12 protein-coding genes are annotated in these 14,610 nt (G+C 44.1%); 8 read left to right on the top strand and 4 right to left on the bottom strand.

Annotated elements, in window-relative coordinates:
* Window positions 1-169 precede the first annotated feature (169 nt).
* On the top strand, window positions 170-1,882 hold the full coding sequence (locus tag CA600_RS21975; protein ID WP_094872920.1) for a proline--tRNA ligase: 1,713 nt from the start codon (window positions 170-172) through the stop codon (window positions 1,880-1,882).
* A gap of 10 nt (window positions 1,883-1,892) precedes the next feature.
* Here the strand turns inward: CA600_RS21975 and CA600_RS21970 are convergent, their stop codons facing one another.
* Entirely contained in the window at window positions 1,893-2,756 is an 864-nt protein-coding gene (locus CA600_RS21970) for a pentapeptide repeat-containing protein (protein ID WP_256989963.1), read from the bottom strand.
* Window positions 2,757-2,942: 186 nt separating this feature from the next.
* Between CA600_RS21970 and CA600_RS21965 the strand changes: the two genes are divergently transcribed.
* Window positions 2,943-5,198, top strand: coding sequence for a type IA DNA topoisomerase (locus CA600_RS21965; RefSeq protein ID WP_094872918.1), 2,256 nt, complete (start codon window positions 2,943-2,945; stop codon window positions 5,196-5,198).
* A gap of 89 nt (window positions 5,199-5,287) precedes the next feature.
* Here the strand turns inward: CA600_RS21965 and CA600_RS21960 are convergent, their stop codons facing one another.
* The 3 genes from CA600_RS21960 to CA600_RS21950 form a co-directional block, all read right to left on the bottom strand.
* Window positions 5,288-6,013: a DsbA family protein gene (locus CA600_RS21960; RefSeq protein ID WP_094872916.1), complete on the bottom strand. Its 726-nt coding sequence runs from the start codon at window positions 6,011-6,013 to the stop codon at window positions 5,288-5,290.
* Window positions 6,014-6,116: 103 nt separating this feature from the next.
* Entirely contained in the window at window positions 6,117-6,863 is a 747-nt protein-coding gene (locus CA600_RS21955; protein WP_094872914.1) for an HAD family hydrolase, read from the bottom strand.
* A 36-nt stretch (window positions 6,864-6,899) separates the two neighbouring features.
* Window positions 6,900-7,817, bottom strand: a complete 918-nt coding sequence (locus CA600_RS21950) for an ArsR/SmtB family transcription factor (protein ID WP_094872912.1) — start codon at window positions 7,815-7,817, stop codon at window positions 6,900-6,902.
* 162 nt (window positions 7,818-7,979) lie between these two features.
* Between CA600_RS21950 and CA600_RS21945 the strand changes: the two genes are divergently transcribed.
* The 6 genes from CA600_RS21945 to CA600_RS21920 all read left to right on the top strand — a co-directional run bounded on the left by CA600_RS21945 (window position 7,980) and on the right by CA600_RS21920 (window position 14,483).
* A complete protein-coding gene (locus CA600_RS21945; protein WP_094872984.1) occupies window positions 7,980-9,134 on the top strand; it encodes an MFS transporter in 1,155 nt (384 codons plus the stop codon).
* Between the two features lie 90 nt (window positions 9,135-9,224).
* On the top strand, window positions 9,225-9,950 hold the full coding sequence (locus tag CA600_RS21940; protein WP_060623387.1) for a phosphonate ABC transporter ATP-binding protein: 726 nt from the start codon (window positions 9,225-9,227) through the stop codon (window positions 9,948-9,950).
* A 28-nt stretch (window positions 9,951-9,978) separates the two neighbouring features.
* A complete protein-coding gene (locus tag CA600_RS21935) occupies window positions 9,979-11,268 on the top strand; it encodes a hypothetical protein (protein WP_256989962.1) in 1,290 nt (429 codons plus the stop codon).
* On the top strand, window positions 11,261-11,959 hold the full coding sequence (locus CA600_RS21930) for a response regulator transcription factor (protein WP_042128265.1): 699 nt from the start codon (window positions 11,261-11,263) through the stop codon (window positions 11,957-11,959). The genes CA600_RS21935 and CA600_RS21930 overlap by 8 nt, the downstream gene beginning before the upstream one ends.
* Window positions 11,956-13,413: a sensor histidine kinase gene (locus CA600_RS21925; protein ID WP_094872910.1), complete on the top strand. Its 1,458-nt coding sequence runs from the start codon at window positions 11,956-11,958 to the stop codon at window positions 13,411-13,413. Before CA600_RS21930 ends, CA600_RS21925 begins: the two co-directional genes overlap by 4 nt.
* A gap of 11 nt (window positions 13,414-13,424) precedes the next feature.
* Window positions 13,425-14,483, top strand: coding sequence for a GNAT family N-acetyltransferase (locus CA600_RS21920; RefSeq protein WP_179281697.1), 1,059 nt, complete (start codon window positions 13,425-13,427; stop codon window positions 14,481-14,483).
* Window positions 14,484-14,610: the final 127 nt, after the last annotated feature.

Here is a 14,610-nt window from a genome sequence, read left to right as displayed (position 1 = left end):
TTTTCTTACCCGCTGCCGGAATCGACCGTTATCCGATTTGAGAATTGCCATATTCAAAAGAATTGTATGTTGAGCTGGCAGTTGAATAAGGGTGGTATCACGACACATTCGTCCCTGACGAATGTGTCTTTTTGCATTTAAAGAGATAATTTATGGGGAGGGTATTAAGATGCGACAGAGCAATTTATTATTAACAACACTGCGTGAGGTGCCTTCGGAGGCGGAGACCATTAGTCATCAGTTACTGCTGCGTGCAGGATATATCCGCCAATTAGCTGCTGGAGTGTATACCTATTTACCACTTGGTCGGCGGGTTCTGCGGAAGATAGAAGCGATTGTAAGGGAAGAGATGGATCATTCCGGAACCCAGGAGATTTTAATGCCATCCATGCAGCCTGCAGAACTTTGGAAGGAATCAGAACGTTATGATGTTTATGGGAAGGAATTGATGACTTTTAAGGATCGCCATGAGCGGGAATTCATTCTCGGTCCAACGCATGAAGAAGCAGTAACCTCACTTGTGCGGAATGAGATTAGCTCCTATCGTAAGCTTCCTGTTACCGTTTATCAAATTCAGACTAAGTTTCGAGATGAACGGCGACCACGTTCTGGATTGCTAAGAGGAAGAGAGTTCTTGATGAAGGATGCGTACTCTTTTGACATCAGCACAGAAGGACTCGATAAATCATACCTCCAAATGTTCGATGCATATCACCGATTATTTACTCGCTGTGGACTGAAGTTTAGAGCAGTTCTTGCAGATTCTGGTGCGATTGGCGGAGAAGGGGGCAGCCATGAATTTATGGCACTGGCTAATATCGGGGAGGATACGATTGCAGTATGTTCCTCTTGCGATTATGCGGCCAATCTGGAGCAGGCAGAAGCCGTACAGCCTATAAAGAAAGCATTAAACTTTGAATTACCCGAAATAGAGAAATTCCACACCCCAGATATCCGCACTATAAATCAATTAGAGCAGGAGCTGGAGATCCAGCCCGAGCAGATTATGAAAACATTGATCTATGAAGGAAACGGACAATTCTTTGCTGTAGTGGTTCGAGGAGATCATGAAGTCAATGAGATAAAAGTAAGTAAATATATCGGTGCGGCGGAGATTGCACTTGCTGACTATGATGCTGTGAAATCCTTAACGGGAGTAGAGAGTGGGTTTGTAGGGCCTGTGGGACTGCAAATAACTGTACTCGTTGATGCAGTAGTAACAGAAATGATTCAAGGGACGACGGGGGCGGGAGAAAAAGATTACCATTTCCGAAATGTTGTACCTGGAAGAGATTTTGGGCTTGAACATGTGGGGGATTTTCGTAATGTAGCAGAAGGAGAAGCTTGTCCACACTGCGAGAATGGTGTTCTGCATTTCCAACAAGGAATAGAAGTTGGGCATGTATTTAAACTAGGAACCAGATACAGTGAGAAGCTTAGAGCTACCTTTTTAGACCGTTCTGGCAAGAGTCAGCCTATGATCATGGGGTGTTATGGAATTGGGATCTCACGGCTATTGTCCGCGATAGTAGAACAGAATCATGATGATCAAGGAATAATGTGGCCAGTTGCATTAGCACCTTATCAGGTTCATATTTTGATGATATCCATAAAGGACTTGGAGCAACTGGCAGTTGCAGAGGAGCTGTATTTTCAGCTTACTAAACTCGGTATTGAGACGCTGCTGGATGATAGGGATGAACGTGCTGGCGTTAAATTTAAGGATTCAAGCTTGATTGGTATACCCGTAACGCTAGTGGTCGGTAAAGAAGCTGCACAAGGTAGGGTGGAGTATCTAGAAAGAGCCTCTGCGGGTAAAGAGGTCTTAGAAATGATCGAAGCCCTTTCTCGTATTCAAGAATTCTTTTCGCAGCAGGTATAATTTCTACAACTCATATCGAAAGCCAATGTTCAGGGCGGGTGAGTGCTGGCGGTAATTTAGTGAGATCATCGCCTTTCGCCGCATTAATCTGCCCCTGAGTTAGAAAAATACTCTCTGATAGATCTGCGCCCCTAAGGTCAGTGTCACGGAAATCTGCACCAATAAGATCTGCATCTCTAAGATCAGCACCTTTAAGGTCAGCGGCAATCAAATAGGCTCCCCTCAGGTTGGCGCCCCTGAGATCTGCATTTTTAAGATTTGCGCCGACAAGGTCAGCGCCACGGCTGAAAGTTCTCGATGCTTTTTTTAGTTTACGACGAGCCTCAGTACGGACAAGTTCACTGACTTGCAACAGCAACAGATTAATCTTTGCTCGATGAGCGTCAACATTCACCTTCTGTAGAGAATCAGGGTTAAGTGAAGTTAGTTGTTCCGTCTCATCGAGTGCTGTTTGCAGCTCAACATGTATTGAATGGGTTATATCTAAGTTCAATGATTCATTTAAGTACCATAGCAATTCGTGCAAATGCCACATGGCCGGAAATACCTCGAACATTTGCTTCGCAGTTTTTGGATTCTTCCGCCAGTCCTCACCAGTATAAGTGACCTGAGAGAGCTTTTGCCCAGCCCCAAAACAGTCATATACAGTACAACCACGAAATCCAAGCGCTCTTAAATCTGTATGTACACCACAGCGAAAGTCCGATTGTAGGTTTTGGCACGGCTGGCCAGCTGCTTTATCCATAGCAAAATCCACTGAAGCTGAAAAAGGTAGTGCGGAACAGCACAAACCGAAGCAGCGCTCACATTCTGCTTTCAGATAGTGACCGTCTCTGTCCGTATAAGGTTCTGTAAATTTGTTGTTTTCAGACACGTTTTGATTCCTCCGATATATAAAACTCGTTTACCAAACTATTCTAATTCATAGAAAAGACTAAGGGAAGTCTGAATTTTTCCAATGCCTACTAACCAATCCATTAAAAAAATCCGAGGTTAATGTTATAATAGAATACTGGACGCATTTTGGACTTAAGAACGAAAAGGTAAGGAGCGATTGTTTTTGAAGACACTCATTATTGCGGAGAAACCGGATATGGGGCGGAATATCGCCGCCGCAATAGAACCAAAGGCCAAAAATTACCGTTCCTATCTTGAAGGGGAGCAGTACATTATTACATGGGCTATAGGGCATTTAATCGGTTTGGCCGAGCCGGATGCTTATGATGTTAAATACAAAAAGTGGAACATTAATGATCTGCCCATTATTCCAGACCAGTTCAAACTGGTTCCTAATGCGCGGACAATCGACCAGCTCAAGGTCATTGGAGATCTTGCGAAACGTAGTGATCTTCTAGTGAATTCATGCGATGCCGGGCGAGAAGGGCAGCATATCTTTTCACTCATTCAACGGCATTTGAAGCTGGAGCATCCTGTGAAGCGGCTATGGATCTCAGATTTGACGCCAGAAACCATTCGCAAAGGATTTCAGGAGCTGAAGGATGGATCGGAGTACGAGAATTTAACCAAAGCTGCAAAGGCACGCAGTGAAGCCGATTGGCTCATAGGAATGAATGGATCACGTGCCTTTACTACAAAACATAATGTGCTGCTGTCCGTGGGCAGAGTTCAAACTCCCGTGCTCGCGTTGATTTACGACCGTCAGAAGACCATTGAGGCGTTCTCTTCCCTTAAGTTTTTTGAGGTGGAAGGACATTTTAATCAGAATGAAATGACCTATAAAGGCATGTGGCAGGGAGAGCGGCTGACCGACGGGGATAAGGCGGAGGCGCTGGCTGCTAAGGTCAAAGGAAAACCGGGCCGGATTGAGTCTTACGAGGTTAAGGAAACGAAAGAGTATCCCAATAAGCTGTACGATTTAACGCTGCTGCAGCGGGAGGCGAATGGAAAGTACGCTTTTTCCGCGAAAAAGACGCTCGATATCGCTCAAGCGTTATATGAAAAGCATAAGGTGATCTCTTACCCGCGGACGAACTCCAACTATGTTACCGAACAGAATATTCCTGAGATGCATAAGACGTTATCTGCGCTGCAAGGGACGGCTTATGATGAATGGGTGAAGGGTGCGAACCGTAATCTGGTTCATAAAGGGAATAAATTCATCTGCAACCCCTCGAAGGTTGAGGATCACCACGCGATTTTACCTACATATCGTAAAGCATCAGGACTTAGTGCAGATGAGGGAAAGCTGTATGATCTGATTGTTCGGCGCTTTTTGTCTCAGTTCTATCCGGCAGCGGAGTATAAAGTGCATACGGTGATGACCGAGGTTGAAGAGGAAAAGTTCAAAACTACAGTTAAGGAATTATTAAGCCTCGGCTGGAAGGTCATTTACGCAGACCAGAAGAAGGATAAAGCGAAGTCTTCTAAGGGTAAGAACAAGGATGAGGAAGAGGACGAAGAGATCGAAGTGAATGAACCATTTTCTATTGCTCCGGCTGAAGAAGTGGTTTGTAGTGAAGCTATTGTTAAAGAGAAAGATACCCAGCCACCCAAGCATTACACAGAGGGTACGCTGCTTCGAGCGATGGAAAGTGCCGGAAAGCAGATTGAGGATGAAGAGCTTCGCGATGCTATGAAGGATTCAGGGCTTGGAACTCCGGCTACTCGCGCAGCAACGATAGAACGGCTGAAGAATGTCGGATACATCGAAATGCAGGGCAAAAAAATTGCCATTACACAAAAAGGACGAACAGCCATTGAGCTGATTCGTGGAGCGGGTATTGAACTGTTGACTTCACCGGAAATGACTGGACAATGGGAACGTCGTTTGAACGAAATATCGAGAGGAACGGCTTCGGACGGGCAGTTTATGGAGAATGTAAAAAGATTCGCCTGCATGATTGTAGATAAAGTACGAGTACAATCTCGGGCGTCCAAAACCTCATTTGAAGGGGAGACGCCTTCTGTCAATACAAGTGCTAAAGGGCGAAGTGCTGGAAATACATCTCGTAAAACCACCGACAAACCTGCAGCACCGCGAAAGCGTAAGGTAAGTAGTGAAGAGGAATCCGCCAATTCAGGTCCTAAGGTCATCGGAAGCTGTCCGCGTCCCGGCTGTGGTGGAATGATTTTTATGGGTAAAAAAGGCTACGGCTGCTCTCATTACAAGGAAGGCTGCAAATTCGTGATCTGGAAAGAGAATCATGGTCGTACACTCACGGATGCGCAAGTGAAGGCGTTGATTGAGAAAGGTCGGACAGGCAAGCTAAAGCTTACCAGCGAAGACGGTACACCTCTGGAAGGCAAGCTAGTGCTTCAAAATATGGATACGGGCCAATTAGCAATAGAATCATAGTCGATCGGAACGAATGTGTGTACGGTAAAAAGGTGTCTCTAGCCATGATGGATACATGGCAGAGACACCTTTTTAATAACGCCTTATAATTATTCAGCGGATTTAGCCAGCTGCGCTTCAATCGCTGCAGTTAACCCTTCATAGGAGGAGTCAGGAAGCAAGGCACCGTTTACCATGAATTTAGGTGTTCCGTTGACGCCGTATGATCCCGCGATCTTGAAATCTTCTTTGACGTCGAACATGTAGGTGTGATTCTTGAGATCGGTCTCGAATTGTGTGTAATCAATACCTTCGATGTTATTTTTGACGAAATTTAGAATGAACTTCTGTGTGGCCCATATTTTGCTCTCATCTCCTTGATTGGCGTAGAGCTTATGAAGATATTCCCAGAACTTCTCGTTGCTTTGCTTATAAATGGCTTCGCCTGCACTTGCAGCAAGATAGGAATCTCGATCCAAAAAGGCAAAGTTCATGAAGAAGAGCTCAACTTTACCGGTATCCACGTAGTCCTTAACAAATGTATCCAGATATTTCTCCGTCCAATTTTTGCAGGCAGGACATTTGAAATCTGCGAATTCGATGACTTTGATTTTGGCATCAGGGCTTCCAAGATGAGGTTGCTTTTCATATTTGAGCCCATCAACAACAATGCTCCCCTTCACATCGGTGTAGTTAGGTAGTCCCTCTGTACTGTCCGTCTTGTCATTTAGAATGAAGACAATAACAGCAATAAGGATTACAACAATTACGCCTAAGAGCATGGGAAGCATTGTTTTGTTAGTTCGAGAATGGTTGGACTTCACTTTCTTATTCATATCTCATCTCCTACCTCCTATGGGAATGGTACAAAAATAGTATAATCATCCCAAAGGAAGAGAAGATATGTCATTTGTAACAATGTCTGAGGTTACGTTACACCTAGAGTTTCTGCAGAGTAGCAGTACGAATAACAGGAGGAACCTCATGGATGGAGGAAATCGTCTTCACAGCTTGCTGCATCTCTTGCTCTAGTTCTATAAGATTGTAACTCCATTCATTCTGTTGTTTCAGATAGATACTGTTAATGCCTGCAGTTACTGCCGGAAGTACATCTGTGCGTAGCGAGTTACCAATCATCCAAGTACGTTTACGGTCAAAGCCTTGTGTAGTCAAAATATTCTCAAGCGCCTCAACATTTTTATGTTGACGAATATAGATCCGGTCATCAAAGTAAGCATCCAGCTTCATTTGTTCAATTTTACGTTGTTGGATCGTATCGTCTCCACCTGTATACAGGAATAAATGGTGACCATCCTGCTTCAGAGTATCCAGCGTTTCAACCATACCAGGGTAAGCTTCGATTTCTTGATCATAGACGCTTAATCCAAGCTTGTGTAACTGTTGCTCTTGAAAACGGTCCGTCGGACGATTATATTTGGCGCAGAAATAGCGGTAGGTAGCGATTAGGGATTTAGGGAAATTATCGCTGGCCAGACCACTTGTGTTGACCGTGTGCACGTCAATTTCTATTTGTTTGTTACGTAATTCACTGGTGCTTGGGCCAAATTCATTAAACCAATCGGTCATCAGCTCAAAATATTGCCCTAAAATCAGATCGAAATATTTGTTGCAGTGGACCAGTGTATCATCTAGATCAAAAATCACCTGTTGTGTCGTGTATTTCATATCTCTCACTCCTTGGATCTGTATCTGTATCGTGTTCTATAGGTAAATATAAGACTCTAGAAACATTTGAAGCTCTGATGCGCCGTCAGGGCGAATACTGAAACGTTCATCTTGTTCACCCCTAAGATGGATGCGGAGGAGGCCGGCTACTCGTAGAATCATAAGGTGATGCATCAGCATTTCTCTGGATTGATTAAGATCAGATTGCATCTCCCACAACGACTTGGGTTCATGCGCGACATAGCGTAGCAATCGAAGTCTGGTGGGGTCGGAAAGTGCCTTGGTCATGCGCAAAAGCACCATGGGTGGTTCATTTTCGTCTTCTAAAGGTACATCTACAGGATACTGTACGATTACCATGGTTTTGTAGAAGCAGTAGGTGTTAATCGGACGATTATGAACAGTTGGTAGTAATACAATTGTTTTAAGATCCGTGATCTCCTCCAAAACTACACCGCCAGATGCGTATTCAATTAGAGAAATGGGGTCCATTTTGCTTTCAAGCATTTTTTTCTCAGAAGCATCTTCAATTAATAGCGGTAATATTTTGTGCTCCACATGGCGGAAGTATTGCTCGTACCAGAGACGCAAGAGTGGACTATAGCTGCTCCGGATCCGAAAAGCATCTTCAATCGTAAACTCCTGAATGAGCGGAGCGATCTGCTGATAACATTCTTCTATGGAGGCTGAATCCAGATCATCTAAGAAATGCTGAACTGACGTTGCGGGTCCTCGAATGTATACCCAGGCATATAGCACATCATAATCCGTAAAAGGCCACTCGGCGGCCTGCATTAAAGCTGTTACCTTATGAGAAGAAATGCGATCTTCCACATCACTTATCCAGTGGGGACCAATGTCCAAATTGGAGATCCATTTTCTAGTTACATATAACATAAAACTGTCCAGCAGTTCATAAACCGGCGATACGTCGATCTTTAATTCGTACTCCATGTCTCATGCACCCCCAGGAAATCCGTAACATCTTCATATTATCTCTTGTTTTGAAGAGGGTTGTCCACTATAATGTTCGGTGTTTGCCAATTGGCGTTAGAACAAATTAGCGTTATTAATCATAGGGGGATATCATCTGTGTCAGACCGGCCAAGATTATCTATTCGAAGTAACAGCAAAATGAATTTCATGATTCTTATTACCGCTACTATAGCGGCTGGACTCAGCCAAGGAATGCTGCTTCCCGTATTATCCATTCTATTGGAGCAGAAAGGAGTTTCCTCTTCGCTTAATGGACTAAATGCAGCTGCTTTATACATAGGATCATTCGGAATGACCTTGATTGCTGAAAGAGTTCTCGGAGCGATTGGATTCAAAAAACTGATTGCTGGCGGGATAAGCTTAGTCTTAGTAAGCTTGCTCTTATTCCCCTTTTTTCCTGGAATCAAAATATGGTTTGTGTTACGTCTACTTGTTGGTGTTGGTGATGCAGCTATCAATTATGCCGCCCAGCTGTGGGTGCTGCTAATGACGCCTGCCGAGCATCGCGGACGAAATCTTTCCCTGTATGGGATGTCCTATGGTCTGGGGTTTAGCTTGGGGCCACTTGGAATCAGTCTGCTGCGCTTTGGTCAGGCAACACCTTTTATTGTTCTAGCTTTTCTTTTTTTGCTGGTCCTAATACTTGCCATTACAATGCTTCCAGATTCACGACCAGATAAAGTTGATAGTGGAGAAAGTCAGGTACGCCGGTTTGGACGTTGTTACAGTTTAGCATGGTTCGCTTTAATTCCTGCACTCCTTTACGGTTTCATGGAAGCAAGCTTAAACAGTAATTTTCCAGTGTATGGCCTCCGGATCGGATACAGCACGGATCAAATTGCAGCCTTATTGCCTTTTGCGGGCATAGGGGGACTGTTGTTACAATTCCCGTTAGGACTGTGGAGTGACCGATTTGGTCGGAAGAAGGTGTTGATTCTTACTGGGATTGGAGGCGGAATTGCCTTCGCATTATTGCCATTAGCAGGTGACCATTTCAAAGTGACGATGGTGCTGTTGATGATTGCAGGTGGACTTGTAGGTTCCTTTTTCTCGTTAGGGCTTAGTCTGGCTGCGGATATTTTACCACGACATTTACTGCCTGCTGCAAATGTGGTTGCTTCTTTTCATTTTAGTATAGGCAGTATTATAGGTCCAGGTATCGGCGGTTTGCTCATGCAAGTCGGCTGGGGCGGGGGGATTTTCGGCTTAATGGGCGCTTTATATATCGCCTTCGGATTGTTGGGGTTATTTTTCTCGCCACGGCAAAAAATTTGAGGTAAGATAAGAACGAGTGCTCGCATGGAAATTCATCTGGCTTTCAGAGTACACTATAGATTATAGATAAAGACAGGGAGAGGCTGAACTATGATCACAGTTGAACACTTAGCAAAGGCAGTTGGGGAAGATAAGAACCCAGTTCTACAGGATATAGGGTTTCAATTAGAACCGGGTGAGTTCGTAGCAATACTTGGAGCTAGCGGTAGCGGTAAGACCACTTTACTGCGCTGTTTAGCGCTGCGTGAGAAGTGGGATAGAGGGAATTTTAGAGTGGACGGTACAGATATAATGGCGAGTGCCTTTACAGGTAAAAGAAAAATCCGCCGCGAATGGGCATACCTGGAGCAGAATGCAGAGCTCAATCCTAACCGTACTGCGTTGAAAAATGTACTGATCGGCCAGTCCGCGCAAACGCCGTTATGGCGAATGGTCACTGGGATGGTACGTTCAGATGATTATATGGGTGCAATGGATGAATTGGATGCCCTTGGACTCCTGGATAAGGCGAAGATGAAGACAAGTCAACTCAGTGGCGGAGAAAGGCAGCGTGTAGCGATTGCTAGAGCGTTGACTCACGGTGCTAAAGTGATTTTAGCGGATGAACCGGTTACGGGATTAGATCCTAAATCTGCGGAGAGTGTCTTGGAAACATTGCGGAAGCTGTGTAAAGAAACCGGGCTTACGGTTGTAACGGTGTTACCGATTGAATTAGCGGAACGTTTTGCAACGCGTCTATGGGTACTAGAAGATGGCAGAATTAAGCATGATATAAAGGGGCGCAGATTAACGTTCCAAGAGCGTGCAAATCTTTAAATATAGGACACGGATAAGGAAAAGAGTGATGAAGTTGAATATGAGAAGTCTTAGGTGCTTTGTAGCCGCAACGCTGACGTTATCCGTACTGTCGGGTTGTACTTTCATCAGTGATCCTGTTTCTAAGATGAAATCCCCACAATTGTCTGCTGACAAAGCAACGCTTATGGCTGCTATTAATTCACTTAAGCCAGCAGGTTCCACGTTGATTCGTCCGACCAATGACGATGATAGTACCATCTTTACTGAGGATCTCAATAAGGATGGAGTTATGGAGACGCTAGTGTTCTATAAGACGCCTGGAGAAGCCGTAATAATTCACGGGATGATACTGGAGAAACAGGGCGACACTTGGGTCAAAAAACTTGTATTCGATGGCGACGGATCTGTACTGGAGTCGGTTGATTTGAAGGATATGACGGGTGATGGGAAGCTTGAAATTGTTACCGGCTATTCACAAGGTGAAGAAAAAGGTCTTGTCGTTTATAGCTATTCCAGCGGATCATTAGAAGAAGTACTTTCACATCCTTATACAAAATATATGATTGAGGATATTAATGGGGATGGAATTGAAGACATCACCGTTGTTTACTTTAAAAGAAATGAATTTGCAACCATTTCGGTCTATCAATACAATGATGGCTTTAAGGTGCTCGATAAGCTTGAGAATATCGACCCTTATTTTAATAATTATTACAATATTGTTGCAGGAAAAATCTCAGAGGATAAAGAAGGAATCGTATTGGATGCTGCGGTGGATTCCCAATCTGCGTATACCTCAATTGTCGTTATGGAGAATAACAAGCTGCGCGTCGTATTACCAGGCGATGCGCGAACTTTTAAAGATCGTCGGATTGCAAGCGAAGATATTGATCATGATGGCATTATTGAAATTGGATTGCTTGAGGCACCTAAAGGATGGGAGTATTTCGATCCAGCTGAAACTCCATACTTTACCACTTATTATAAATGGGATGGAAAAGAAGGTCTGACCTTTGCAACCCAGCTATATCATGATCCATCGGATCGATTCAATATTAATTTTTCACCGGAATGGCATGGGAAGGTGACAGTGGATACGAAATCGGTTCTGGATGAGAACCTTAAGTTCATCATGTCAGATACCGGTGAGACGGTTGCTGAGGTTTCCTTCTTCTCTCCTTCAGAATGGGATCGCGTAAAGAATGACGGTTGGGATCTGCTTGCACGTGATGCAGACAAGGTCATCGCCTACCGCGGTAAGTTAGAACAAAGTACAAGAAAAGAAGGAAGTAATAAAATTGCTTCCCCTATAGAAAGGAAGGGAATAGATGAGTAAAGTACTGATACTGGAAGATGAGGAGTCCATTCGTAGTTTTATTGTCATTAACTTGAAGCGTAATGGGTTTGAAGTGATAGAGGCTGCGGACGGGCATGAAGCCCTTCACAAGTTAACCACGATCCCTGATATTGATATTGCTCTATTGGATGTAATGGTTCCGGGTATTGATGGATTTGAAGTATGTAGGCGGGTAAGAGAAACCAATGAACGTTTGGGGATTATTTTTCTGACAGCCAAGGTTCAAGAGCAAGATAAGGTATATGCATTATCTGTAGGAGCAGATGACCATGTTAGCAAGCCATTCAGCCCGACAGAACTGATTGCTCGAATTCAATCATTGCTGCGCCGAGTAAACGTTCATCGTGAACAGTCAGCGAAAGTTTCTTTCGTTTCAGGACCATTTACCTTGGATCTTATTTCCAAACATTTTAAACGTGATAATGAAGCGATTGAACTGACACCCACGGAGTTTTCATTGATCCAATTCTTTCTCGAAAAAGAAAATACGCCGCTCAGCCGCGATCTTCTGCTGGATCATGTGTGGGGCAAGGAGTATATGGGAGATCCTAAGATTGTGGATGTGAATATTCGTCGTCTGCGTCAAAAGATAGAGAATAATCCGTCAGAGCCAGAATTTTTGCAAACGGTATGGGGACACGGATATAGATGGAAAGGCCAAGTACAATGATTAAGAAGGGGATGCGCAGACAAATTGTTCTACACTACATTCTTGTAGTTTTTTTGGCGCTTCTCCTAGTAGAAGTTATCTTCCTGCTTGCCATCAGAACGTATTATTATGACAGTGTATATAGCAAGATGAAAAATCATATTACCACTGCAGAGTCGTTTTTTCATAAATACGAGCTAGAGGGCGATAACAACTCGACCCAGCTGCAAAAGCTGCTGGAAAGATTTGAGTTGAACAATACTGAGCTAGAAGTATTAACCTTGACTGGGGATATGATCACCAGTTCGACTGGTTTTCAGCCAGACCGTACGATTACAACTAGTGATGTCCCTGAAGCAGTGGGCGGGAGTATCGGGCGCTGGGTAGGGCGCCAGAGCGGTACTAACGAGAGTGTTATGGCTGTGTCTAAAACGGTGCAAATTCACGGACGTGATACGTATATTCTAAGATATCTTACTTCACTCGAAGGTATTAACAACGACTTGCTTAATCTTACATTACTGTCCATTGGTATAGGTGCGGCTGTTATGGCTGTTGTTATCGTGTTCAGCATCGGGCTTGCCAATTCAATTGTAAAGCCGCTCAATAACATTACGGCGGTTTCAGCCCAGATGGCTAAGGGTAGATTTAATGTGCGGATTAAGGGGAATTACAAATTTGAGATTGGTGACTTGGCTTCCACGCTGAATTATATGGCTCAGGAAATTGTGCGCAGCAATCAGATTAAAGATGATTTCATCTCGTCCATTTCACATGAGCTTCGGACGCCCCTTACTAGTATTAAGGGTTGGAGTGAAACCTTGGTCTCTGGAGGCTATGATCCGGAGGAGACGAAGCTTGGAGTCAGCATCATTTCCAAAGAAAGCGAACGCTTGATTGGTCTGGTAGAGGAGATTTTAGACTTTTCAAAGCTGCAGCAGAACCAGATGAAGCTGTCCATTGGGATTGTTGATGTGAAAGTATTACTTCAGGAGACCATACTAAATATATGGGCCAAGGCAGAGAAGAAACGGATTCACTTGCTTCTTGAATGTGAGGAAGGGATCTTTGTTAAAGGGGATGCCAACCGTCTAAAACAAGTATTCTTAAATCTGGTAGACAATGCTGTGAAGTTTTCCCATGAGGACTCCAGTATAGAATTGTCTGCGAAGAGACTTTCCAATACAGAGACTGCTATCATAGTTCGTGATAGCGGCATTGGGATTAGTGAAGCACATATCTCCAGGGTTAAAGACCGTTTCTTTCAAGTGGATGCGTTGAACGGAGGAACGGGCTTAGGTCTAGCCATCTCACAACAAATCGTGGAACTTCACCACGGTAAGCTCGAAATGGAAAGTGAGCTAGGTAGTGGAACTGAAGTTACCGTAATCTTGCCTCTTACTGAGAAGCTGCCTGAAGTCAATTCAGATCATGTAGCACAAATTACAGCTATCTTACCTGAATCAGATGTCTAGGAGGTATGGAAATGGAAGTATGGGGGAATTCGATTCGGATCGTTCGTGGAGAGCCTGATCGGACAGGTGATATCTTGAGGCTGCTGCAGGAAGCAGCAAATTGGATGGAGCGAAATGGGATAAAGCAATGGACCCCCGGCCAATTTAACGAGGAGGATATTACAGGTTATTTCGCCGATAGGCATGTATATCTTGCGATTGACGGTGAAGAAGTAGTTGGAATGTTCACGTTACAATTCAGTGATCCTCAATACTGGGGAAGCAAAAACAATGAGTCTTATGCATATTTGCATAGATTAGCTGTAGCGGGATCACACCGCAGTCAGGGACTTGGTCAGCATATGCTTAAATATGCTGTGGTGCGAGCCAAGGAGCTTGGATACAGAGGACTCAGATTTGATACCGTCGCACATAACATTAAACTTAATCGTTATTATCAGAGCATGGGTTTTCATTACATGGGTACTAACGATATGGGAAATGGTCGTTTAGTGAACCTGTATGAGCATTTTGAGGAACAACCTGATGCCGATCGTCTGATTCTTAGATTTATTTCTGAATCGGACTTTGAGCACTTGAAACGATGGAGTGTTTCACCTGAGTATCTGAAGCAATGGGCTGGACCTTCGCTAACTTTTCCACTTGACGATGACCAGCTTACTAAGTATTTAGATGGAGCTAATCATCCAGCGAATTCTGATCGCCTTATCTTCTGTGCGGTGCACGAAGCTACTCAGCAGGTCGTGGGACACATCAGCTTTTCAGGCATAGACCGGTCCAATCGATCTGCAAGTATTGGCAGAGTAGTAGTAGATACTGATTATCAGGGAAGAGGCTTTGGAACAAGGATGATGAATGAAATGCTCCGAATCGGATTTGAGGGCTTGGGTATGCATCGTCTTTCCCTGGGGGCTTACGCTTTCAACACCGTTGCCCAGAAAACCTATGAGGCACTGGGCTTTAAGCGGGAGGGTGTAGTGCGTGAATCGGCGCTGTTTGGAGAGCAATATGTAGATGGTGTGGAAATGAGCATTTTAGATCGAGAATGGTTAGCACTCCAAGAATCATAAAAATTAACTTCTAACAACCGAAGGGGCTGTTGCTCTGGTCATGATCGACCAGGACAACAGCCCCTTTTTATAAATATAATAATATATAAGTTTCACACTATACATTATCCTTATATTTCTCGCATAA

Origin of the sequence: Paenibacillus sp. VTT E-133280 (assembly GCF_002264385.1) — a bacterium.
GTDB lineage: Bacteria > Bacillota > Bacilli > Paenibacillales > Paenibacillaceae > Paenibacillus_AQ > Paenibacillus_AQ nitricinens.
This window is presented reverse-complemented; position numbering and strand designations above follow the sequence as displayed.